28 protein-coding genes are annotated in these 23,855 nt (G+C 43.7%); 20 read left to right on the top strand and 8 right to left on the bottom strand.

The genetic code is table 11. From position 1 onward, the window contains the following. The first annotated feature begins 122 nt into the window (after positions 1-122). The 9 genes from K7G75_RS12420 to K7G75_RS12380 all read left to right on the top strand — a co-directional run bounded on the left by K7G75_RS12420 (position 123) and on the right by K7G75_RS12380 (position 6,573). Positions 123-503 (top strand): toxin-antitoxin system YwqK family antitoxin, encoded by a 381-nt coding sequence (locus K7G75_RS12420; RefSeq protein WP_222984563.1) that lies wholly within the window; start codon positions 123-125, stop codon positions 501-503. Between the two features lie 144 nt (positions 504-647). Continuing rightward, the gene (locus K7G75_RS12415; RefSeq protein ID WP_222984562.1) at positions 648-1,313 is read left to right on the top strand and encodes a porin family protein; all 666 of its coding nucleotides are present in this window, start codon (positions 648-650) and stop codon (positions 1,311-1,313) included. A gap of 207 nt (positions 1,314-1,520) precedes the next feature. Next, the gene (locus tag K7G75_RS12410) at positions 1,521-2,237 is read left to right on the top strand and encodes a hypothetical protein (protein ID WP_222984561.1); all 717 of its coding nucleotides are present in this window, start codon (positions 1,521-1,523) and stop codon (positions 2,235-2,237) included. A gap of 2 nt (positions 2,238-2,239) precedes the next feature. Next, the gene (locus K7G75_RS12405; RefSeq protein WP_222984560.1) at positions 2,240-2,932 is read left to right on the top strand and encodes a fibronectin type III domain-containing protein; all 693 of its coding nucleotides are present in this window, start codon (positions 2,240-2,242) and stop codon (positions 2,930-2,932) included. Continuing rightward, positions 2,929-3,384, top strand: coding sequence for a hypothetical protein (locus tag K7G75_RS12400; RefSeq protein ID WP_222984559.1), 456 nt, complete (start codon positions 2,929-2,931; stop codon positions 3,382-3,384). Before K7G75_RS12405 ends, K7G75_RS12400 begins: the two co-directional genes overlap by 4 nt. Continuing rightward, a complete protein-coding gene (locus tag K7G75_RS12395; protein ID WP_222984558.1) occupies positions 3,381-4,649 on the top strand; it encodes a hypothetical protein in 1,269 nt (422 codons plus the stop codon). Before K7G75_RS12400 ends, K7G75_RS12395 begins: the two co-directional genes overlap by 4 nt. After that, a complete protein-coding gene (locus tag K7G75_RS12390) occupies positions 4,637-4,969 on the top strand; it encodes a hypothetical protein (protein WP_222984557.1) in 333 nt (110 codons plus the stop codon). Before K7G75_RS12395 ends, K7G75_RS12390 begins: the two co-directional genes overlap by 13 nt. After that, complete coding sequence (locus K7G75_RS12385; protein WP_222984556.1) at positions 4,962-5,444, top strand: PulJ/GspJ family protein; 483 nt, start codon at positions 4,962-4,964, stop codon at positions 5,442-5,444. Before K7G75_RS12390 ends, K7G75_RS12385 begins: the two co-directional genes overlap by 8 nt. After that, on the top strand, positions 5,434-6,573 hold the full coding sequence (locus tag K7G75_RS12380) for a type II secretion system F family protein (protein WP_222984555.1): 1,140 nt from the start codon (positions 5,434-5,436) through the stop codon (positions 6,571-6,573). Before K7G75_RS12385 ends, K7G75_RS12380 begins: the two co-directional genes overlap by 11 nt. 421 nt (positions 6,574-6,994) lie before the next feature. Here K7G75_RS12380 and K7G75_RS12375 read toward each other — a convergent pair whose 3' ends face one another. Beyond that, complete coding sequence (locus K7G75_RS12375) at positions 6,995-8,137, bottom strand: PQQ-dependent sugar dehydrogenase (protein ID WP_222984554.1); 1,143 nt, start codon at positions 8,135-8,137, stop codon at positions 6,995-6,997. Positions 8,138-8,243: 106 nt separating this feature from the next. Here K7G75_RS12375 and K7G75_RS12370 point away from each other — a divergent pair, with 106 nt between their 5' ends. From K7G75_RS12370 to trxB, 6 genes are all read left to right on the top strand, one after another. Beyond that, a complete protein-coding gene (locus tag K7G75_RS12370) occupies positions 8,244-8,393 on the top strand; it encodes a hypothetical protein (protein WP_222984553.1) in 150 nt (49 codons plus the stop codon). 350 nt (positions 8,394-8,743) lie between these two features. Further along, positions 8,744-10,198, top strand: coding sequence for a type III PLP-dependent enzyme domain-containing protein (locus tag K7G75_RS12365; RefSeq protein ID WP_222984552.1), 1,455 nt, complete (start codon positions 8,744-8,746; stop codon positions 10,196-10,198). Positions 10,199-10,211: 13 nt separating this feature from the next. Then, the gene (gene speB, locus K7G75_RS12360) at positions 10,212-11,156 is read left to right on the top strand and encodes an agmatinase (RefSeq protein ID WP_222984551.1); all 945 of its coding nucleotides are present in this window, start codon (positions 10,212-10,214) and stop codon (positions 11,154-11,156) included. Further along, positions 11,143-12,120, top strand: a complete 978-nt coding sequence (locus tag K7G75_RS12355) for a deoxyhypusine synthase family protein (protein WP_222984550.1) — start codon at positions 11,143-11,145, stop codon at positions 12,118-12,120. Before speB ends, K7G75_RS12355 begins: the two co-directional genes overlap by 14 nt. A 275-nt stretch (positions 12,121-12,395) precedes the next feature. Then, a complete protein-coding gene (locus K7G75_RS12350; protein WP_222984549.1) occupies positions 12,396-12,692 on the top strand; it encodes a hypothetical protein in 297 nt (98 codons plus the stop codon). Positions 12,693-13,356: 664 nt separating this feature from the next. Continuing rightward, positions 13,357-14,328, top strand: coding sequence for a thioredoxin-disulfide reductase (gene trxB / locus K7G75_RS12345; RefSeq protein WP_222984548.1), 972 nt, complete (start codon positions 13,357-13,359; stop codon positions 14,326-14,328). Positions 14,329-14,400: 72 nt separating this feature from the next. On the opposite strand, the gene K7G75_RS12340 is transcribed toward trxB, so the two are convergent. The 6 genes from K7G75_RS12340 to K7G75_RS12315 form a co-directional block, all read right to left on the bottom strand. Next, a complete protein-coding gene (locus K7G75_RS12340) occupies positions 14,401-14,850 on the bottom strand; it encodes a hypothetical protein (RefSeq protein ID WP_222984547.1) in 450 nt (149 codons plus the stop codon). A gap of 182 nt (positions 14,851-15,032) precedes the next feature. Continuing rightward, the gene (locus K7G75_RS12335) at positions 15,033-15,755 is read right to left on the bottom strand and encodes a head GIN domain-containing protein (protein ID WP_222984546.1); all 723 of its coding nucleotides are present in this window, start codon (positions 15,753-15,755) and stop codon (positions 15,033-15,035) included. Between the two features lie 87 nt (positions 15,756-15,842). Further along, positions 15,843-17,582, bottom strand: a complete 1,740-nt coding sequence (locus K7G75_RS12330) for a PspC domain-containing protein (RefSeq protein WP_222984545.1) — start codon at positions 17,580-17,582, stop codon at positions 15,843-15,845. A 12-nt stretch (positions 17,583-17,594) separates the two neighbouring features. Continuing rightward, positions 17,595-17,924 carry a PadR family transcriptional regulator gene (locus K7G75_RS12325; protein WP_166521945.1) on the bottom strand — a complete coding sequence of 110 codons (330 nt, stop codon included), beginning with the start codon at positions 17,922-17,924 and terminating at the stop codon, positions 17,595-17,597. Positions 17,925-18,106: 182 nt separating this feature from the next. Then, entirely contained in the window at positions 18,107-18,556 is a 450-nt protein-coding gene (locus tag K7G75_RS12320) for a nuclear transport factor 2 family protein (RefSeq protein WP_222984544.1), read from the bottom strand. Continuing rightward, a complete protein-coding gene (locus tag K7G75_RS12315) occupies positions 18,556-19,038 on the bottom strand; it encodes a DUF4870 domain-containing protein (protein ID WP_222984543.1) in 483 nt (160 codons plus the stop codon). The genes K7G75_RS12320 and K7G75_RS12315 overlap by 1 nt, the downstream gene beginning before the upstream one ends. 168 nt (positions 19,039-19,206) lie before the next feature. On the opposite strand from K7G75_RS12315, the gene K7G75_RS12310 reads away from it, so the two are divergent. The 5 genes from K7G75_RS12310 to nudK all read left to right on the top strand — a co-directional run bounded on the left by K7G75_RS12310 (position 19,207) and on the right by nudK (position 22,467). After that, entirely contained in the window at positions 19,207-19,662 is a 456-nt protein-coding gene (locus tag K7G75_RS12310; RefSeq protein ID WP_222984542.1) for a DUF4442 domain-containing protein, read from the top strand. A 70-nt stretch (positions 19,663-19,732) separates the two neighbouring features. Further along, entirely contained in the window at positions 19,733-20,059 is a 327-nt protein-coding gene (locus K7G75_RS12305; protein ID WP_222984541.1) for a YegP family protein, read from the top strand. Between the two features lie 123 nt (positions 20,060-20,182). After that, on the top strand, positions 20,183-20,983 hold the full coding sequence (locus tag K7G75_RS12300) for a TIGR00266 family protein (protein ID WP_222984540.1): 801 nt from the start codon (positions 20,183-20,185) through the stop codon (positions 20,981-20,983). 233 nt (positions 20,984-21,216) lie between these two features. Further along, positions 21,217-21,870 (top strand): DUF2461 domain-containing protein, encoded by a 654-nt coding sequence (locus tag K7G75_RS12295; protein ID WP_222985027.1) that lies wholly within the window; start codon positions 21,217-21,219, stop codon positions 21,868-21,870. 9 nt (positions 21,871-21,879) lie between these two features. Next, entirely contained in the window at positions 21,880-22,467 is a 588-nt protein-coding gene (gene nudK, locus K7G75_RS12290) for a GDP-mannose pyrophosphatase NudK (protein WP_222984539.1), read from the top strand. On the opposite strand, the gene K7G75_RS12285 is transcribed toward nudK, so the two are convergent. After that, the gene (locus K7G75_RS12285; protein ID WP_222984538.1) at positions 22,461-23,741 is read right to left on the bottom strand and encodes a D-alanyl-D-alanine carboxypeptidase/D-alanyl-D-alanine-endopeptidase; all 1,281 of its coding nucleotides are present in this window, start codon (positions 23,739-23,741) and stop codon (positions 22,461-22,463) included. The genes nudK and K7G75_RS12285 overlap by 7 nt on opposite strands. Positions 23,742-23,855 lie beyond the last annotated feature (114 nt).

Genomic DNA, 23,855 nt, shown 5'->3' with positions numbered 1-23,855 from the left:
ATGTCATGCTTAAAAATATTTTTGGCTTATACCATATTAAATTTATTTTTTTTACTCTTTTTTTTCTTTTCCAATCTTCATGTAAATGCCCACAACATGATATTAAAAGGGGCTATTATGAAATGAGATCAAAAAACGGTAAACCAAGATTGATAAAGTACTATGATAATAACGGCAAAATAACAGGAGCATCTTTGAATTTTCAAGAAAATGGGAATTTGAGGTCTTTCATTTATTTGAAAAATGATAGTTTGATAAATGGTCCGTCAATAAGATTTTACGATGATGGTTCTTTAAATTATATGGACACTTTTTTGGATGGCAAGAAGGAAGGGGTTAGTGTACATTTTAATCCCAAAGGGTTACTGACCCGAAAGACATATTATATCAATGGATTGAAAGATGGGCCTGAATACATATTTGATTATGATACGGGGGATACACTTGAGGTTAAATATTATAGAAAGGGAAATTTAATTGATTCACTACTCCGCTCCCCCTAGATTGTATCTAGGGGGGTATTAATGCGTAAAAGGAGAACCCTAAAATGTTTGAAAACAAGATTTTTGATTATAAAATATCTTACTAAAAAATAAAATACTATATATCCTTTGAAATCAACCCATCACAAACACCAATCATTTTTTATGACCCCTTACAATACCTGCCTACTGGCCCTGTTCTTTATAAGTTTTAGTTATGCACAACAATCCAAACTGGATATCGGTGTCAGTATAACCCCAGTGGTAACCTGGCTAAGAGGCACCGATGACATCGATAGGAATTTCCATAAACGGTTCAACGTATCACCAGGACTGACCCTGGACTATAATTTTTCCGATAATTGGTTTTTATCCAGTGGAATAGCCTATGAAAATAAAAGCGTCATTCGCACCACTACGGTTACACTGGGTGATCGCACGTTTGTCAGCGAAAATGAAAATACGCAGAACTACGAATATCTGAACCTGCCCTTACTATTGGGGTACAAGACCAACGGCAGAACCCAGTTTTATGCGAGTGCCGGCGGATTTGTGGGCATTTTATTAAAACAGGAAAACATTTCCATATTCACCACTCCCAATAGTGAATCGGAAACCGTAGTGGACAATACTGAAAACACAAAAACAACAGACTTTGGTTTGGCCTTGGCAACGGGGCTTAAAATTTTGTTGACCGACAGTCTTTATTTGGATATTGGGGCCCGGCAATTTTTGGGACTTACCAATGTAAGTGAAGTAGAATTGCCCGATAACGGGGAAATAAAAACAAATTCCATAGGACTTCAAGTAGGGCTTAAGTATAAAATTTAGTGTAGCCTCTCCCAGCAATCTGTAACGAGCGGTTGCCAAGTATAAGAATATTTAAAAAAGGGCGCCGAAGTCCTCAGGAAGCCAAGGGGCGCTGAAAATTCTTGTGAGTTTCCCCAAAAAATGGATCGGGAGGTTCCGTCAAAATTTAAAGGCATTTCACACAACACTTTAACGAAAAAAGCGTTAAAGCCTTACAGAATCTTATCAATGAAACCTACAATCGCTGTTATGCTCCTGGTATTGGGGCTCCATTCCTGTGGCCCGCTGGGCAACATGCAAAAAGTAGAATCCAACATTCCCTGTATAGGGGCCATAGGAAAATACCGTTCCAAGCTTTTTACAAAAGATTTTCAAAAAATGGGCGAACCATCTTTGGAGCAACCCATTGCAGTATCGCTACAGTCCGTGGCTTTCACCCCTGCCCTATGGTCCAGGTACAACAAACATGAAGAAAAGCAAGGCAACAAACCCAAAACAGCCTATGGGGATTCCACTGAGGTCCAAGCTCGATTCTTTACAGCGCAAATTAGCGATGCTATGGGCCTAACGGCCCAGTTGAACAGTTCAACCAATCAGATTGTGCAGGATTACCTAAAGGAAGACAAGGACTTGGTCCTATTGACCGGAATTTCGTTTGTAACCGATGAGGAAACAAAGCACATAATCCATGCCTCTGAGCATTACTACCTACGGGAAGTCAATGGTGCATTGACCTTGGAGTTGCACAGTGGTCTTATAAAGTCCCAAATTAAGATGTCCTCCCTTCAAATATTCGATTTTGAGGTATCAGGTCTGTGCTGGAAATTGGACCAAAGTGGCAATCCCGAAATTGCCGCCATTCTTTTGGATGGAAATTCCTGTCCCGGCCAAACAGAAAGTGACCCTAACAAGTTGAACAGGACCAAAACCTACTTAAAACTATGAACATGCAAAGAAGTGTATATATTCTCGTAGGTCTTGCCCTGCTCATATGGAGTTGTGAGGATATTCTGGAAGTACCGGATATCTCGGACCAGACGGTTCCTATTTTGGCCCCCACCGAGGGCAGCGTGTTGACCACCAATGCGGTTGGCTTCGATTGGGAGACCGTGGAGGATGCCACGGCATACAACATCCAGATTGCAACCCCGGACTTTGAAAATGCCGTACAATTGGTATTGGACAGCGTGGTGGCTGTGGACTCCCTGGGCAATGTCGCCACCCGAATTGATCAAAACCTGTTCAATGGTAACTACCAATGGCGTATCAAGGCGTTCAATTCTGGATTTGAAACTGGTTATACCGTCAATTCCTTCCAAGTAAATGGAGATGACGACCTCGATTTGGTTGCTCCAAACACGCCCCAATTGGTCAGTCCTGCCAATGCTTCCTCTCAAGCGGAAACGCAGGTCAGCTTTGTTTGGACCCGGGAGGATATTTCCGGAACTGCCGAGCGGGACAGTATCTTTATTTTTTTGGACGAGGCACTGCAAAATTTGGCCATTAAGGGCCTTGGGGCAAATAAGACTTATTCAACGGAACTAACCGAGGGCACCTATTATTGGTTCGTGCGGGCCTATGACGCAGCAGGGAATGAAAGCGAAGCGAGTACCCCCTTCAACCTTAACATCACCAATTGAAAAAACAGACAAAAACATATCTGCTGTTGGGCCTAGTATTGATTGTATGGGGAATCATCGGTTTTAAGATGGTCGGAGCCCTTTCCCCTGAACCAGTTCCCGTGTTGGTTCCAGAGCCTGTTGCCGAGATTGCTAGACTCGTTAACAAAAAGGACACCTTTAGTCTGATTGCCAACTATCGGGACCCTTTTCTGGGGACACTTCCCACCTCCAAAAAGACACTGCGGAAAGCGGTCAAAAAAAGCTCTGCCCCAAAACGCAACATACTGTATTCCGGTATGGTGGCACAGTCCGGCTCGGGCAACAAGATGTTCTTCCTGACCGTTGATGGAACGCAGCATATAATTTCTAAAGGAGAAGAGTTAGATGGCATTAGACTCCTTCGCGGAAATGCGGAACAAATTACCATCAGGTACGGAAGTATCGTCGAAACCATTGCATTGACCGAATGATCTGGGCCAAAAAAATACGGGGAGGGGCATTGCAGTTTGTGCTCTTTATAGGAGCACTGATCGCAGTTCTGCTGATGGCCTTTGTGTTGCTGTCCTATTCCCATATACTTTTTAAGAAAAAAACCGATGTCACCGTGGAATTGATTCAGGCTGCGGACAAGGGTTTGGAATATTCTTTTGGAAAACTATGGTCTTCCAATGAAGTTTTGGAAAATCCAAAAGACAATGGAATCGGAATCCAGACCAAAATCCAAAGAAACCATTGGGGGATTTTGGAACTGCGAAGCGCATCGGCCCAAAAAGGAAAATTACAGTTTACCAAGATGGGTTTTGTCGGCCAGGCCAACGAAAACAGGCCAGCATTATACCTGAAGGAAAACCAGAGACCCATGGTCATAGCAGGGGATGCAAAAATCACCGGAACGGCCTATCTACCAGAGCGCGGCATAAAAATGGGAAACATCCAAGGATATGGCTACACAAAATCCCAACTGATCTATGGCGAAAAACAGCGTAGCACTTCCAAACTACCCGAATTGGACGAAGCGGTTACACAACAACTCAAGAAAACGACTCAATTCTCCTTTGAGCCCCAAGGCAATGAGGTGGGTTACAAAAAGGGAATGGTCGTCAAAAATAGTTTTAAGGAAGAGACCCAGATCATTAAAGGTTTCCTAATTGATTTAGAACTGACCCAACTTACGGGGAACATCATGGTTTGGGCCACCAACAAAATTGTGGTCCATAGTTCTGCCCAGTTACAGGATGTGATTTTGGTCGCGCCCCATATCCAGATTCAAGATGGTGTCAGTGGAAATTTCCAGGCCCTGGCGAGTGAGCAGATTGCGGTGGGCAAAAATTGCCTGTTGGATTATCCTTCGGTATTGGCGGTACAACGACCGAAAACCTACAGCAAGGAAAAAGATCAATCCAATACCCCAAACATTTTTTTGGAGAAAGGCACATCGGTATCCGGAATGGTGGTCTATCTGGATGAAAATGAGGAAAACGGACTGAGGGCCCATATCAAAATAGAAGAAAATGCGCAGGTTTTGGGAGAGGTGTACTGCACCCAAAATCTGGAATTGAAGGGAAGTGTTGTGGGCAGTGTCACCACCAATGCCTTAGTTGCGTTGGAAAATGGAAACATTTATCAGAACCACCTGTTCCATGGAAGGATAGACGCGCCTTCGCTTCCATCAGAATATGCAGCACTGCCCTTGGCAGACCAACCAGCAAACCAAGTAATGAAATGGCTCTATTGAAACGCATAACATCCTCCACATTGATGGAGACTCTTGTGGCCACGGTATTGATCGTGATTGTGTTCATGGTGGCAAGTATGTTGCTTAATTCCCTTTTTGTGGAAGGGATATCCCAAAGGGATGACGCTATCCGTCAAGAACTCCTGCTATTGCAATACCGCTATGGACATGGCAAGCTGGAGGTACCCTACTATGGTGAGGTTGGGCCTTGGAATGTTCAGGTGACCCATGAGGAATGGCAGTCCGATAAGCGAACCTTGTTTATGGCCGTCCATAAAGAAAACAATAGAGAAATAAGCTTTGAAATTCGAAATGAGTAGATACCTTAAAAAAATAACGGCCTTTACCCTAAACGAAGTGATGGTGGCACTGCTCATTACCACAATCGTGGTGGGCATGGCTTTTAGCGTATTGCGACTGGTGCAACAGCAGATGTACGGCATATCGGTCAATTTTGAGAGGAACACACAGGTCGACCTTTTGCGGCAGGGCCTCTGGATGGATTTCAACCGGTTCGACAGGGTTCGGTTCGATGCGCCCCGACAGCAATTGCTGTTTGTGAACGAGGTTGAGACCCGTACCTATCATTTTTATGATGGACTTGTGGTCAGGGACAGGGACACCTTCCATATAAAGATCATGGAAAAGTCCCGCTACTTCAATGGAGAGGCAAGGTTCTCGGGCGAAATCGACGCTTTGGACCTCCATACCGCCAAGGAACATGGAGGGCACAGGATCTTTGTATTCAAAAGAAACGCAGCAACCAGTTATTTGAACAGACAGGATGGGATTTAAATTGGAACATACCCTGGACAGAAAGACCTCTGGGACCTCCCAAAAACAGGATTTGGAAGGTTTGCTTAAAAGGGAGTTCACGCTTTTCGGCACCCTGTTCAACAATAGGCGAAAAGAGGACTTTTATAGCGAACTGGCCCTTTTGTTAAAGGCGGGGGTGCACCTGCGGGAGGCCCTTGGACTGCTTGGGGAAAACGAGAAGAAAGAAAGGCTCAAGGAATTCCATGCCCAGATGCTGGATGAACTGGATTCGGGCCAAAGCCTTTCGGAGATTATGAAAACCCGAAAGGAATTCTCCGAATATGAACAGTATTCCATCCAAATCGGTGAGGAGAGCGGCAACCTGGCCAAGATCGCACGGGAACTGGCCACTTTCTTTGCCCAAAAGAACGAACAGCGGCGCAATCTGGTCAACGCGCTCACCTATCCCATGATCATCTTGGGCACCGCCATCCTGGTGGTCATCTTCATGCTTCGCATGGTGGTGCCCATGTTTGAGGACATCTTCAGGCAGAACGGGGTGGGACTTCCGGCCATTACAAAATGGATCATCTCCATCTCCAATTTTATAAAAGATCATGGATGGTTGGCCATCATGGTTTTGATATTGGCCATTGTTCTGAGAAAACCCATCCTAAAGATCGGGGGAATCCAGAAAAAGTGGGATTTCCTCCTCCTTAAAATACCCTATGTGGGCAAATTTGTCCGTGCCGTGTACCTGGCTCAGTTCACCCAGGCATTGGCACTGCTGACCTCCTCCAAGGTCCCAATGCTCAGCAGTGTCCAGATGGTAAGGCGGATGGTGGGTTTCCACCCGCTGCAAAGTGCCCTAGACGCAATGGAGTCCAAAATAATGAAAGGGGCAAGCCTACATGAGAGTTTCAAGGGCAGCCAAATGTTCGACAACAGGATGGTGTCCCTGATCAAAGTGGCCGAGGAGACCAATCAAACGGAGTTCATCTTCGAAAAGCTCAACCAACAATATGTATCCGAGGTGCAACAAAGGTCAAAATTGCTCTCGACCATCATGGAGCCCCTCATCATTGTGGTCATAGGAATCTTCGTGGGCGTTATACTTGTATCCATGTACCTGCCCATGTTCAAGTTGAGCACCGTGCTCGGGGGGTAGGCAAAACAGATGGATACGTGCTTTTTAAATGTTTTCTTCTTTGTATATTCATAGATGCTAAAACACCCAAAGATTTTGCATCAAAATGTGCTGATTTGAATACGGTTTAGAGTTTTGCGAAGCAATTTTGGCATAAGTGTAAAGTACTGATATTTAATGTATTGCGAAGAAATATTAATCCAGTTATCCCGACTCAATCGCTTTAAGTAAAACCAAAACACTGTTAATCATTTGATTTTCAGTGTTTTTAATTTTAAGGAAACCAATTATATTCTCAACTTTTGAGTTCACATGAAAAGAGGTAAAGGACGCATTTGGATTCTTATCGGAGCCCAATTTCAATTATCAGAAGGAATAAGCAAACCTAATTTATAGTACCGGGAAGTTATCAGATGGGTATTTTTTTGGAGAAATGGCAAAGCTACCCATCAATGGGCTTAAGCCTGTAAATCCCACCGCCATCAATCCCAATGTATAGATATCCATCGGGTCCCTGCCGTACCACGCGGATTCTTCGGCCAAAATCCTGCAGAAGCCGTTCCTCATGAACCACCTGGTCCTTATCCAGAATGAGACGATTGAGATGTGTTAGTGCCATGGCCCCAATAAAAAGATTACCCTGCCATTTTTCAAATTTGCTCCCTGTGTAAAACTCCATGCCGCTTGGTGCTATCGATGGCACATAATAATGTGTGGGCTGCTCCATGCCCTCTTTGTGCGTAATGCCCGCTCCAATTGGTGTATCGTCGTAGTCTATTCCATGGCAGATAATGGGCCAACCATAGTTGATGCCAGGTTGGATCAAGTTGAGCTCATCCCCACCTTTTGGCCCGTGCTCGTGCAACCAGAGCTTTTTTGTTTCAGGATGGAGGGTCAAACCTTGTGGATTTCGATGCCCGTAGCTCCATATTTCCGGTTTTGAGTTTGGTCTGCCCACAAACGGATTATCCTTCGGAATTCTCCCATCATCAAAAATGCGCATTACCTTTCCCAGGTGATTGTCCAACGTCTGGGCCGAGTCCATAAGATCATAACGGTCGCCCATGGTAAAGAAAAGGTATTCATCTTGTATGACCATTCTTGTTCCATAATGACTTGGAGAACTGTAGTAGGGAAAGGCGGTAAAAATCCGTTCTATTTGGGTCAGTGAATCGCCTTTGATCTTCCCACGTTCGATGGCCATGGTGCTGGCTATGGAATCCCCAATGGAGTGGGCAAAATAAAGCCAGCCATTCTCTTTGTATTTTGGATGTGGCAGGATGTCCAATGCCCCTCCGTCGCCGCGACAATAGGATTTGGGAACTCCCCGAAGCACGGTTTTTTTTCCAGAATCAAGATCTATTCGGATTATTTCTCCTCGGAACCGATTGGCAACCAACATGTGGTTGTTGGGCAAAAAACACATTCCGAAGGGAACTTGGATGCTGTCCGCCACCATTTCCAGTTCAAACCTGCCTTCTTCACCCTCGAATATAAGCTTTGGACCGTCTTTGATGCAGCCGGCTAAGATCAATAGCAATCCTATACAGCATGTTCGAATCCTAAGAGGTGCTCTATTTTCCATGGACATATTCGTTTTTCTGAACTATGTCCCAAATATGGAATGCATTTAAAAGTCCCGCTCTTGGATTTCTATAAAACTCATACGGATTTATAAATCTGTAAGGGGGATGGATCTGCCCTGGAAGGGTATTGGTTTGACGGGCTCCAGTACCAACGGCTGGATTTATGGAGGAGCAAAACCGCATGGTGTCCAACTTGATGGCCAAACGGTGGACGATGGGCTTGAAGACGCACCTATTTTCAGGGCAACGGGTTGAAATTTATAATATTATGGATGTTAAATAATTTTTGGCACATGGTTTTAAATATTCATTTTTTAAGTAAGTTTACACGGTTATTTAATCCATCACTAAAAGATGGATTCCCTTTTATTTTGGAAACTTTTTTCAAGTTCGGGCTTTTGGCGATAAGGAAGTCTAGCCAAAAAGCCGTCTTAAGGATAAGACACCGGATCATAGGGCTGACTTCCACGACATTTGCTGCAATCCGCATGTCGTATTTGGGTACTTCAAATTCACCAGTGTATAAGGTTTTTGTATTTCGCATTTGATTGTAGGTTGATTATCATCGAAACCACTCATTTTCCTATTTTTAATGCTAAGTACTAATGAAGACGAAATACATCGATCTTATCGAACAAACCTATGACTTTCCGCAAGAGGAATTTCAGCTGAACAACAATAAATTGCAGTTTCATGGCATAGACCTTTCCAAACTGATTGAACAGTATGGCGCACCCTTAAAATTCACCTATTTGCCCAAAATATCGGAGAACATACAAAGGGCCAAGACATGGTTCCAAGAAGCCATGAAAAAACATAAATATGCAGGGGCATACCATTATAGTTACTGCACCAAGAGTTCGCATTTTGAGCATGTGCTCAATGAGGCCTTAAAAAACGACATTCATATAGAGACCTCATCCGCATTTGATATTGACATTGTGGAAAATCTGAAGCGCAAGGGAAAGATTTCAGATTCGACCTATATTCTCTGCAACGGGTTTAAACGTGATCAATACGTGGAAAACATTGCTACCTTGATCAATACGGGACATGAAAACTGCATCCCGATCATAGACAATTATGAAGAACTGGGCCTTTTGGAGGAAAAAATAAACGGCCCCTTTAAAGTGGGCATTCGAATTGCTTCTGAGGAAGAGCCAAAGTTTGAGTTTTATACCTCCCGATTGGGCATTGGTTACAAAAATATTGTGCCATTCTACACAAGGGCCCTAAAGGACAATCCCAATGTGCAACTGAAAATGCTCCACTTTTTCATAAATACCGGCATAAGGGACACTGCCTACTACTGGAACGAGCTCCTCAAGTGCCTTAAGGTATACATCAGTCTCAAGAAAATCTGCCCATCACTTGATAGTTTGAACATTGGGGGAGGATTTCCGATAAAAAATTCCCTGGCCTTCGATTATGACTATCCCTATATGGTGGATGAAATCGTAAACCAGATACAACAGGCATGCGGTGAGGCCGAAGTTGATGTGCCGGACATTTTTACCGAGTTTGGAAGTTTCACCGTAGGTGAAAGCGGGGGAACCATTTATGAGGTCTTGTATCAGAAACAACAAAACGACAGGGAAAAGTGGAATATGATCAATTCGTCGTTCATTACCACCATGCCGGATGCATGGGCAATCAGCAGACGCTTTATTATGCTGGCCATTAATAGATGGGAAGACGAATATGAGCGAGTCCTGTTGGGTGGGCTCACCTGCGACAGTGATGACTACTACAACTCGGAACAGCATTTAAATGCCATTTACCTTCCCAAATACAAAAAGGAAAAACCCTTGTACATCGGATTTTTCAACACGGGAGCCTATCAAGAAACCATTGGCGGGTTTGGCGGGCTACAACACTGCCTTATTCCCCAGCCAAAACATATTTTGATTGACAAGGATGGTGAAGGGAACCTGGTTACCTCGGTCTTTTCCGAACAGCAAACGGCCTCGGATTTTTTGTCCATTCTGGGATACGGTCGACCCAAGGAAGAAATCCATCATGCCAAAGAAAATTTAAACTACCAAAAAAGCGGATATTAATACACAAAATACCATGAGATCAGAAAGAACTTATGCTGGAATTCCAGAGGAATTTGCAACTGCTGAAAAATCGAAGATAGTGTTGATCCCTGTTTCCTATGATGGTACAAGTACCTGGGGAAAGGGAGCCGACAAAGGTCCTGAGGCTTTTCTTGATGCCTCGGAAAACATGGAACTTTATGATATAGAGACCGACTCCGAGGTTTATGAACAAGGGATTTATCTCACCAATACCTTAACAGATTTCAATTCGCCTGAGGATATGGTGGAAAAGGTACATAAGGTGGTGAAAGGATATATAAACCGAAAAAAACTGGTGACCATGGTAGGCGGGGAACACTCCATTTCCATTGGTTCCATTCGCGCCTTTAATGAGTATTATGAAGATTTGACCATACTTCAGATCGATGCCCATGCGGATTTGAGAAAAGAGTACAATGGTTCCAAATACAACCACGCATGTGCCATGTATGAGGCCAGTCAGACTACCAACTTGGTACAGGTCGGGATTAGGAGTATGGACAAGGCGGAAACGTTTGTAATGGATGAGGACAAAGTCTTTTTTGCCCATGAAATGGTCTCTGATGATTTTTGGATGGATAACGTGCTCGAACTGCTGACCGACAATGTCTACATCACCTTCGATTTGGACGCCCTGGACCCTTCCATTTTGCCATCGACTGGTACTCCCGAACCTGGCGGACTCTTTTGGTATGAGACCCTGGAGTTCCTAAAAAGGGTTTTTAATGAAAAAAATGTGGTCGGTTTTGATATAGTGGAACTGTGTCCCAAACAAAATGAAAAATCCTCAGATTTTTTGGCCGCAAAACTGTACTATAAAATGTTGAGCTATAAATTTGCCCCATCGGATACTGTTGATGATGGTGACGATTTCCTTGACACCAAGGAACAGTTCAAAAAAGAAAACAACCTATCACAGGATTATGACGAAAAGTAAGGGGCAAATATCCCAGTTCATCCAAAAACACTTTCTTCATTTCAACGCAGCTGCGCTGGTCGATGCCGCCAAGGGATATGAAGACCAATTGGAACAAGGATCAAAAATGTTGGTTTCATTGGCCGGCGCTATGAGCACTGGGGAGCTGGGCAAGATTTTCGCTGAAATAATCCGGTCAGAAAAAGTGCATATCATTTCATGTACGGGGGCCAATCTCGAGGAGGACATCATGAACCTGGTGGCACATTCCCACTACAAACGTGTGCCCAATTATCGCGATTTGACACCACAGGATGAGTGGGCATTGCTTGAGGAAGGATTGAACCGGGTCACGGACACCTGTATTCCAGAAGAAGAGGCTTTTAGAAGACTGCAAAAACACATTGTTAAGCTGTGGAAAAAGGCAGAACAGGAAGGCAAACGATATTTTCCACATGAGTTTATGTACCAATTGCTTTTATCAGGCGTGTTGGAAGAGTACTATGAAATACCGATAAAGGATTCGTGGATGTACGCTGCGGCCAAAAAAAACCTGCCCATGGTAGTGCCGGGATGGGAAGACAGTACCATGGGCAACATTTTTGCCAGTTATGTATTGAAAGGGGAACTAAAGGCAAGTACCGTGAAATCGGGTATAGAGTACATGACCATGCTTGCAGATTGGTATAGGAAAAATTCAGGTGCCGGTATTGGTTTCTTCCAAATAGGAGGCGGTATCGCCGGGGATTTTCCCATTTGCGTCGTCCCCATGCTCTACCAGGATATGGAAGAAACCGACACCCCCTTTTGGAGCTATTTTTGCCAGATAAGTGACTCCACTACCAGTTATGGCTCCTATTCAGGTGCCGTGCCCAATGAGAAGATAACTTGGGGAAAACTCGGGATTGAAACACCAAAGTTCATTGTGGAGTCGGATGCCACCATAGTGGCCCCATTGATTTTCGCTTATCTTTTGGATATGTGACCCGCTTGAATGTGATTAAGATTTACCTTTTGCAACACAGCTTATTTTGAAAAAGGTTGTTGATTTTTGTTTTACAAGAGAAATACGCTGATCTAAACTTCAATCCACAAAATATTCGACCGGTTCCAGCGTTCCTAATGAAGACCTTGGTGAAGAAGAACATGATGAAAGCAAGTAGTTAATTGCTCAGGCAGGAGTAACTACTAAAGTGCGTAAAACTGATCAGTCTTCAATAGAGGTCAAAAAAAAAGCCTTATTAACCATTACGTTTCGGCATGAAAGCAATTTACATCCTCCTAATTTCACTGCTTGCGATTACCCATCAAGGTATTGAGCAAGATTCCACCATTTATGCCACTTACAAGGGATATGATTCCCAAGAGTATCTTTTTGTGGATGATGAAGACCGGGCTTTTCGGTTCTTCGCCATTGAGGACACCGCTTCACAGAAATATGATATGCAGTCCAAAGAACATGTTGGAAAAATGTTCCGAATCATCTACAAATCCCAATCTGGTGATGGGGAAGGGGCCAAAGTGCTCATAATCTCAGATCTGGAGCTGCCCATGTAAAAAGCAGGTTGGTCATTTTTGAAAGTGATGCCTAAGATGCTCGCTTTTTTGATTTTGACTTCGCATATCCATCCCATTGTACAGATTATTTTCATTAAAGTTGCCCTAATCCTTAAGAACTAGATCGGGCTACAAACTTTTTTGTGAATTTTTTCGGTTTTTTTTCCATCAAAAAAAGGGTGGTCAAAAAAAATATGAACTCAAATGGCCCATTCGTTAAGAGATATGCCCCATTGATTAATTCCGAGCTTATTTAAGCATGCTATCATGGTATGTTTGTCCCAGTAAACAAAAGTTCTTAGTTATTAAACTGAATAACCTCCAAATAGGATGGGGTAATTTGTAGGGTACTTTTAGTGTTCTTTACCTATAATCATCTTGTTTAAATGAGGTTCCCGTTGCGCCAAGGGGTTTTTGAGGTTGAGCCCCTTGGTTGTGACGGTTTTCTGGAATATAATAGCCAAACATTTAGCCTGCTTACCGAAAAAGAAGTCTTCCATGGCTTCTTTTCTATTTTGTGCCCACCGCAAAGAAGCTTGTAGTTTTCAAATGGGATTGTTCACATCTTTTAAGAAAATGCCCCCTCAAACCAGCCTGTGTACCTGTAAGTTTTTGTTCAAAAAACCTACTTTTGTAGTCTAACCTATTTAGGAAGTTATCAGTTATGTCAGAACCAGTTGAAAGAATAAAAACGTTGATCATAGGCTCCGGTCCTGCGGGGTATACCGCAGCCATATATGCTGCAAGGGCAGATTTGAAACCTGTGGTCTATACGGGCATGGAACCAGGAGGCCAGTTGACCACTACTACCGAGGTGGACAATTTTCCAGGATACCCCGAAGGGGTTGATGGTCCCACAATGATGGTACAGTTGCAGCAGCAGGCCGAACGTTTTGGAACAGAAGTACGGGTTGGTATGGTCACCGCCGTTGAGTTTAGCGACGAAAATGGAGGTATTCACAAAATCACGGTGGACGATTCCAAACAGATAGAAGCAGAAACGGTCATTATCTCAACCGGGGCTTCCGCAAAATATCTAAATACACCCAGTGAACAACGTTTACGGGGCGGAGGGGTTTCCGCATGTGCGGTTTGCGATGGATTCTTTTATAAAGGTCAAGAAGTTGCCATTGTGGGTGGAGGTGATACCGCAGCCGAAGAAGCGTCCTATTTGGCCAATATTTGTAAAAAAGTTACCATGTTGGTCAGGAAAGACCACATGAGGGCCTCCAAAGCGATGCAGCATCGGGTAAATAGCCTGGACAACATAGAAATACGATATAACACAGAGGTCGACGAGGTCTTGGGTGATCAAGTTGTGGAAGGTCTTAGGATGGTGAACAACCAAACAGGGGAGAAGGAAGAAATTGCCATTACCGGACTGTTTATCGCCATCGGTCATAAGCCCAATACCGATATATTCAAGGGACAATTGGAAATGGACGAGACAGGGTATATCATCACCCGGGGAAAATCCACAAAAACAAACAAACCTGGGGTCTTCGCCAGCGGCGATGTTCAAGATAAGGAATACCGACAGGCGGTTACTGCGGCCGGGACCGGCTGTATGGCAGCCTTGGATGCGGAACGCTATCTGGCCCTTGTGGAAAGCAAGGAAACCGTGGATACGGAGTAGTGGCTAAATCAGTGGAAAAACAAAAAGGGCATCTTAGATAAGATGCCCTTTTTTAATGGAGTGCTAATTCATTTAATCAATTCGCTTATAGTTCTCCGAAAAAGTTCTGTTCCCATTTTCATCCAAACTTATTTGACTGTAGGTATCACTTTTAAGGTCTAGCTCAAAAACAAACTCCGTCAAGGTGTCCAGGGCCTTCATCATTTCGGAATCCCCATAGATAATGGTTTCGTGTAGTTCGTCATCCGTAATGTAGTAGGAACCATAGCCAAATCTGCCATTGGACTCATTGGGTACGTATCTGGACCACATCACTTTTCCATTATAATACATTTTTACCTGTCTGTAACCTTCCGTTTTGGGCACGGTATCGGAGATGTTCACTCCATCATCGTAGTTATAAAAGCTTTGCAATTCCCAAGTTCCTTCAATGGAATGCATATGCACCGGTGTTGGCGGGTCAAATCTTGAGGCCGATACCAAAAAAAGCATCAATACGGCCAAGGCTAGTATTTTCTTCATAGTTGAGAATTTGTTGAGATTGCTCTAATAAGGTACAATAATTTCTAATAATGAATCAAGTGTTGTATTAAAAAAATGAGAATATAGCAATGAAAAGACCCGATTTATGCCGGGTCTTCACTTGGTTAGGTCGATTTGGTTGGTGGCAAAGGACAAATGCCCTTATATTACATCTTGCCCAATCAATATTTACGGACGCTGCCGGAAACCGATTTTTTCTTTTCCACGCTAGCCTCCCCAGTGTATGAAATGTCGGCGCCGCTGCTGGCATCCGCTATCAAGGATTCGGAAACGTTGACCGAAATATCCGCACCACTGCTGGCCTCCGCATTGCAATTTTTGGCTGTAAGATCACGTGCCTTTATGTCCGCGCCGCTGCTGGCATCCGCATACAGATAATCTGTCTGTCCTGCAATTTTGATGTCGGCACCGCTACTGGCTTGCGCGGTAACATCCTGTGCGTTCAATTCCACATGAAGGTCCGAACCGCTGCTGGCCTCCAGTTCAATGCTTTCGGACTCAATTACATTCTGAGCGATAAGGTCTGCACCACTGGAACTTTTTAGGGCGGTGACCTTGGGAAGTGTAACATATACTTTTTTGGTGGCCCTGCCAATGTTTTCTATGGCATGTACCCGTAGCCTTCCTTCTCGGATATCCGTTCCTATCAAATCTATGATATTCTCATCGGCCTCCACAGATATTTTGTAGTCGGCACCTTGGGTAACAAATACATCGAGGCCCTCTGAAGCGGAAACCACGGTAAAATCCTCCTTCACGTTTCGGGTTTCTTCCACCACGTTTCCATTTCCTCGTTTGCCATCGCCAAAGTTAACATCGAACATACAGGAAGATGCAAAAATGGAAAAGAAGATGGCAATTGCAATTTTAGCTAGTGTTGTCATGATTGTTGTTTTTAATGATTGATTCAAAATTCTTGTTTATTCTAAGGTTGTCTTAAGAAAGGTTACCGAACTGTCAAAAAGCGTGACTCAATTGTTGTTCTTTTCTCCAGCTTTGATTTCTACCCCGTCTTGGTCTATTCTCATTTTAAAGGAATCTTTCCGATCTTTTACATCGATGTTCACACCGTCTTCATTAATGATGATCTTACCGCCTTCTTCTTCCTCATCCGTTTGTTCTTCCTCTTCTTCCGGACAGTCCAGGCACTTCAGTTCCCCATCATCTCCCATTACCCAGGTATATCCCACCATGTTGCTTCTGTAATAATCCCTGTCGTTTGAAATACCGCGTCCAACATATCCACGAGTCGATTCGTCGAACACCACCACCATGCCCTTGGGAATATATATGGTGGAGGTCACCTCTTGGTTCCGTGCCTTGTTGGCAGGGTCCGTGGTGAGGAACTCATCCAAAATGATTTGGTTGCCCTCGAACGCATATCCATAATTGATTTGCTTGGCCCTTTCGCGGGCAGCAAGTGCCGTATTGCCATGCGCATCCTTTCTTACATTGATGTGCACAATGGAATCCTCAGCCTCGCGCACCCTTATTTCCACTTCATCCGAAATCAGAATCTTGTTGTCATTGTTATCATAGGCAAAGGCCATTCTTCCAAAGTGCATGTTTTCCATTCCATAATCCAATTCGGAATCCTTCATTTTAATACGAAGTGTGTCCGAGGTATTTTCCATAACCATTTGGTCCTTGATGCTAACACTGCCCACGTTGGCAAATTCAGCCGTTTGTCGAATGCCGAGGGCAATAAGGATTCCCAAAGAGATCAACCAAAGCCCCAATAGGGAAAACTTGGCAATGTTCCCGATGGATTTTATGTTGTTCACCAAAATCTTTAAGCCCAGATAGAGCAAGAAGAAGAACGGGATGCCCAAGGTAAAGAACAATAGCAGCGATACTACCCAAACCGGGGCCCCTGTGGTAAGCACAATGTCATAGAAATCCACACCGGGCAAGTTCACTGCATTGACCATACCTATGGTAAACAGGGCGATGAACAATCCAATAAGGGTAGTTGCACCAATGATTATCAGCAAAATGCCGATGAATTTGCCAAATACCTTGAACAGGAACATAATAATGTCGCCAATGGCATCAAAAAAGGTCTTGGAGCCGCTTTTGACCTTGTTGCCCACTTTTTCGTAGTCAACACTTTTTACTTTGTCCGCAACATCATCAAACCCCTCTTTAACTTTGCGTTCTATATTGCTGATGTTGATGGGCTCTCCCCGCATATCCAGTTTTTGGGAAGTTGTGGCCGCTTCGGGCACCAAGATCCAAAGGAGCAGGTAGGCAATAAGTCCGAAACCTGTGAATACCGCCAATAGAATAAAGATTAGCCTGATCCATAGGGCATCAAAACCTAGATAGTGTTCCAGGCCTGCGCAGACACCACCGATGTATTTTTGGTTAATATCCCGATAGAGTTTTTTGGTCCTTGATGTTGGCTGTTCGAAGCTCTTTTTGGGCTCGTCCTCAAAAATGTCCTCGTCCACCATATAGTCCTCGGGCTGGCCCATGATGTTTATTACGGAGTCCACCTCCTTTTGGGTGATTACCTGACGTTCGTTTTCCATCTTCTCCAAAAAGAGCTCGGCAATACGTGCCTCTATATCGGCTATGATCTCTTCACTTCCCGTGGTGCCGGCGAAGGAGCGTTTTATGGATTCCAGGTACCGCCTCAATTTGTTGTACGCGTTTTCATCTATGTGAAAAAGCGAATTGGCGAGATTTATATTTACTGTCTTGTTCATTGCTTTAAGTTCTTATTTAGTGTTGGTTACCAGATTCACTGCATTTCTTAGTTCGTCCCAGGTGCCGTTGAGTTCCTTTAGGAACAATTGGCCTGTTTCCGTAAGGGCGTAATATTTGCGGGGTGGCCCAGAGGTGGATTCTTCCCAACGGTAGTTGAGCAGTCCAGCGTTCTTCAGCCTTGTCAGCAAGGGATAAATGGTCCCTTCCACCACCAGCATCTTAGCGTCTTTTAGGGCTTCAAGAATTTCGGAGGCATACTTGTCCTCATCCTTGATGATGGAGAGTATGCAATACTCCAGAACCCCTTTGCGCATTTGTGCCTTTGTGTTTTCTATGTTCATAACTTCATGGTTCTTATTTAATTACTGTTCGTTTTTTTTGTTTCCACTCCAGTCCCCTGTGATGAGCAGGGGAGTGGAAACGTTTTTTGATTGATTGATTTTTTGATTGATGATTTGTTCGTTTTTTGATTGGCCCCTCGACTTCGTTCAGGGCAAGTGATTAAACTCCTTTTTATTTTAGATCAGTGTAGGCTGATGACCCTACTTATTTTCCAATTGTTTTCATTTTGTTTCCAAATGATGATGAATTTACTCGCATCCGATTTAGCATCAGGCTCTTGATTATTAAAGAAGCTATGCTTCCCTATCTCTACGGCACCTAAACCAGGTATCGGGTGAACTTCAATACTATTGGGCACCAATGCCCTGGTCACTTTTCCACAGATATTATCTTCAATGCTTTGCAATAATGCTACTTTGTTGGTTTCCAAGCCGCCTGAATCGTGGTAGAATTCAATATCCTCATCATATAGCTCTGCTTGTTTTGCCATGTCGCACTCATTGTAGGCACCAAAATAAATTTGGTCCATTTTAACTATTTCTTGGTACAACTTTGAATCTTTTGAGACTTGGGCACTAAGCGAAAGCATCCCCATAGTCAAGAATATTCCAATAATCAGCAGCTTCCCCATTACTTGATGAATTTTATGGTTAATGGATACTTGAAAGTTTGCCCCTCATTGGTTCTAATGGTCGCCAAAATGGTATAAACTATATTGATCACCGCCAGGGCCACTTGAAGCAAACCGCTTATGCCCGCTGGCCAGAACAATCTTCCAAACCTAAAATCGTCACTGCTGATGTGGATGTTCAAATTGTTCAGATCACTCAGCTTATGTAGACGAAAAAAATCCCAATCGAACATATCCGGTAAAAAACCGATAAAAAATGGGATGCTGATCAAGCCGGCGACAATCGAGTAGAGCAACATGCTTATCTGAAAGTTGAGGGCCTGTTTTCCATTGTAGTCCACAAATTGATGCTCCTTTTTATTTGCGGTCCACAAAATCAAGGGAAGTATGAAGTTCCCAAAGGGAATAAAATACTTCGAGAAGGTGGACGCATGGATTATTGCGGACAGGTTTCTTTCGTGTTTGGTTAAAGTTGCAGCCATTTTTGATCGATGATTTTTGAATACAAATTAGTTTACCTATTAGCTTACGATGCAAATATATATCCAAAAGATGGTACTATGCAAAACAAAGTACTATTAATTAACATTTATTTAACATATCATTGTAGTTATTATTTTAGGTATTTTAGCATGCACTAAATGGATGACATGGCATTGACACCTAGCAAAATCAACACGTTCACTTTTCTTAAACTTCCATCCGCATGGTGGTGCGGGGTACGTTTGACCCATATTGATGAAAAAAAGGCAGTAACCCGTGTGAAACACAGATGGTTCAATCAAAACCCGTTCAAATCCATGTTTTGGGCAGTGCAGGGAATGGCCGCCGAGTTGAGCACTGGCGCCATGGTAATGAATGAGATTCACAAAAGTGGAAAGAACATATCCATGTTGGTGGCGAACAACAAGGCAACTTTCACCAAAAAAGCCACGGGCAGGATCATCTTTACCTGCGAGGATGGAGATTCAATTGCCCAGGCTATTCAAAAAACCATTGAAACAGGGGAGGGGCAGACCCTTTGGATGAAGTCGGTCGGGGTAAATTCTGAAGGCGTAACGGTGTCCACTTTTCATTTTGAATGGACAGTGAAGGTGAAAAGCTGAACATCTTCTTTTTATATATGTTAATTTTTAGTAATTTCATTTCCAACACTAAAACAGAAATTTAATACCCATGGGAAAATTTGAAATTAAATCCACAAGTTCTGGCAAAACAATGTTCAACCTAAAGGCCGGAAACGGTCAGGTTATCCTCACCAGCGAATCTTACAACAGTAAGTCGGCCTGCGAGAACGGCATTGAGTCCGTAAGGACCAATTCTCAGAACGACGACCGCTTTGAGCGTAAGACCGCCAAGGATGGCAGTCCATATTTCAACTTAAAGGCGTCCAACGGACAGGTCATTGGCAAAAGTGAAATGTACACCTCTACTTCTGCCATGGAAAATGGCATTGCATCGGTGAAGAAAAATGCACCGGATGCAGCTGTAGTGGAAATTTAGGCATCAAAATAGCCTTCCAGCATCATAAAGGCAGTCTTTCGGACTGCTTTTTTGTTGCACAAAACCGTAACAAATTGAGAAACTGATCAACTTATTGGGCAGTAAACAAAAAACAATCAAAAAATGAATGCACACGAAATAGACTATGAAATCTACGGCGAAGAAATGCAATATGTGGAAATAGAACTCGACCCCCAAGAGGCGGTGGTTGCGGAGGCCGGCAGTTTTATGATGATGGACAGCGATATTAAAATGAGCACCATTTTTGGCGATGGTTCAGGACAGGATTCTGGGGTGTTGGGAAAGATTTTCTCCGCAGGCAAACGTATTTTAACTGGTGAAAGCCTGTTTATGACAGCTTTTCTGAATGTGGGCCAAGGAAAAAAACAAGTAAGCTTTGCTTCGCCCTATCCGGGAAAAATACTGCCCATAGACCTTTTCGAAAAGGGAGGCAAGTTCATCTGTCAAAAAGATGCTTTTTTATGCGCAGCGAAAGGGGTTTCCGTTGGGATTGAGTTCTCGAAGCGTCTGGGCCGCGGGCTTTTTGGCGGTGAGGGATTCATCATGCAAAAGCTGGAGGGTGATGGAATGGCCTTTGTGCATGCCGGGGGAACCTTGGCAAAAAAGGAACTGGCCGCAGGCGAGGTGTTAAAAGTGGATACCGGGTGCATTGTTGGCTTTTCACAGACGGTTGATTATGATATCGAATTTATCGGTGGCATCCGCAATACCGTCTTTGGAGGCGAAGGACTTTTCTTTGCCACACTTCGTGGGCCAGGAACCGTTTATATTCAATCGCTGCCCTTTAGCCGATTGGCAGGACGCGTTTGGGCCGCTGCACCCAAGGGAGGCGGAAAAGATAAAGGCGAAGGAAGCATTTTAGGAGGTCTGGGGGACTTGTTGGATGGGGATAATAGATTCTAGATTTTGAATGCGAGATGGCGGATTTTGAAGTCAATGGCAAGAACACAAGCAAAAGGGGTTAGGGTTTGGGATAAAGGAGTTGGAATGCTGGCTCAGGAAGTTGGATGTTTCTTGAAAAGATACTTTTGGTCATTTCGAACCGAATAAAATGGAAGTGCGAAATCTTTTTGCACCATTTGAAATTAAGGGTTGGCAAAACCAAAAAATAGGTGTCTTTTTTCTATGTTCGCAACATGGATTTTCACAATCTTTTTGATTTTCTGGAACAACTCCAAAAGAACAACAACAAGGAATGGATGGATGCCAATCGCAAGTGGTACCATTCGCTTCGGGCGGAATTCATACTTTGGTTGGATGATTTGGACGTAACCGCCGCACAGCTGCACGATGATTATTACCCCACTCCTGGCAAGCGGGGGATAAACCGCATCAACAATAATTTAATGTTCCATCCGCACAAGCCGGTGTACAAAGATCATTTTGGTGCCGGGTTGGACAAAGCGCCCGGTTCAGCCGATTTTTATATCGAAATCGGGTTGAAACAATGTCTTTTGGCCGGAGGGTTATGGCGGCCCGATGCCAAGACCCTTCGCAGTATTCGGGAGGGCATTGATTATGATGGCGAGGAACTGCAGGCCATACTGGACAAACCTTCCTTTAAAAAAATATTCGGGAGTCTGTACGAAGATGAAAAATTAACCCAGGCGCCCAAGGGTTTTTCAAATGACCACCCCCATATTGAACTGCTCAGGAACAAAACCTTCGGCGTTGAGCATCAACTAAAAAGGGAAGCGATATTCCGAAGTGATTTTAAGGAAAAAATAATTCAAGTATATATGGAGATGCTCCCCTTTCGCCGTTACCTGAATCAGGCGGTATCCATTTAAGATCAAATCATGAAATACGGAAACGTCCGAAATATTGGAAAAGAGCTGCTGTCCGACAACTGGTACACGTTGCATAAGATTACTTTTGAATATCAACGGGAAGATGGTACATGGGAGACCCAGGTCCGGGAAGCCTACGATCGTGGCAATGGGGCAGCCATTTTATTATATAATTGCGTGAAGAATACGGTGGTGCTCACACGGCAGTTCAGGATGCCAACCTACGTAAACGGAAACCCAGATGGTATGATGATTGAAGCCTGCGCAGGACTCTTGGAAAAGAACAATGCCGAAGCAACCATTAAAAAAGAAGTGGAGGAGGAGACCGGATATAAGTTGGATAAGGTAAAAAAAGTGTTCGAATCTTATATGTCGCCGGGTTCCGTGACCGAAATCCTTCACTTTTTTATTGCTGAATACGAAGACCGGATGAAAGTGGGCGAGGGAGGAGGTGCTGAAGACGAGACGGAGCATATTGAGGTTTTGGAAATGTCGTTCCCAAAAGCACTTGAAATGATCCGGACGGGTGAAATACGGGATGCTAAGACCATCATGCTATTGCAATATGCCCAAATTAACAATCTGTTGCGTCAATAACGCTCGCGCAGGACTTTTAAGGTTTGGTATATCTGATGGCGTACTTCCTCGGTAGATATTCGGAAATGATTGTTCATAAAACTGAAGATCAACAGCTTGCCGGATTTTGTCTTGAGGTATCCACTAAGGTTGTAGTTATTGCCCAAGGAACCGGATTTGGCAAAAACAAACGGCTTGGTGTCCAAATCCTTCCATTTTTCAACCGTTCCCGTGGAATCCCACATCGGAAACAAGGAAAACAAGCGCTGTTCTGGAACTTCGTCATATAGTTTCTGCAGCACCTGCACTATGGATTTTGGGGTGAACAGGTTGTAACGTGACAGTCCGGAACCATCCACCCATCGTGGTTCGTTGTCCAAATCCCTTAAATCGTTTTCAAGCATGTATGTAATTACCCTTTGGATACCCAGGGTGTCAGAGCGTGTTGATGAGGCCGTTATCAAGAGTTGCTCTGCCAAAAAATTGTCGCTTTTCAGCAACATCCTCTTGTAAATGGAATCGGTTTCCATGCCATAGAGCATTTTTTTCTCACGGGCTGGAAACTTGTTCACAAGAGTGATTTTTCTTTTCAACAGTTTTTCAAGGAATTGATGGGTCAGTCCATCGCTGGTCCTAAATGGAACTTGAAGACTGTCCTGGTCCGTTCCCAGATAAAAAGTATTGGAGTATTCATCCCTGGCCATGGAGGTATCTTTCTCGATCACTTGTTGCTTGAAATGTGCAGGGAAAACCTTCAAACTGTCCACATTGATCAGGGAAACCACATTCCCGTAAAATGGCATGGCGTTGTTTTCTGGTGAAAAGTAGAGATCGTAATCTTCCCAGGCCCATCCAGGCCCAAAACGTTCTCCTTCAAAATTTTTAAGATGAAGGGCGATCACGGGTTGTGTTTGCAGCCAGGCAATCACCGTGCTATCCTTAAAATAAGGATGCATCCATGTGGGGTCACCGGTGCCCTCTACGAACAGGGTGTCGTTTACCGAGGCATACCGGAGCGTGGGGATGCGCTCAGGGAGCAATTTTAGGCCAGTGTAGAAAGTAAAGATCTTTACATTGCTCGCTGGGGTAAAGTAAGTATTGCCCAAACGCTGGTAAACCGGTTTTTTGGTATTTCCATCAACAACGACCAATCCATGCAAGGAATTCCCGAATGGTTCGATATTGAGGTTGGCATCCAAGGATTTTTTGAGCGAGGAGCATCCAAAAAACAAAAATGAACCACATAAAAAAATGGCAATCAAACAGTTAAAACATTTGAATCCAAGTTTTTGCATAAGGTTGTTTATCGAATTTAACACGAATTTATCCAATTTTTAACTGGCTGAATGAACAAATAAGGCTGTTTTTCCTTAATTTCGATAGCAACCAATTTTTAAACAAAACAAAAT

The sequence above is a fragment of the Flagellimonas meishanensis genome, from assembly GCF_019880545.1.
Lineage (GTDB): Bacteria > Bacteroidota > Bacteroidia > Flavobacteriales > Flavobacteriaceae > Flagellimonas > Flagellimonas meishanensis.
This window is presented reverse-complemented; position numbering and strand designations above follow the sequence as displayed.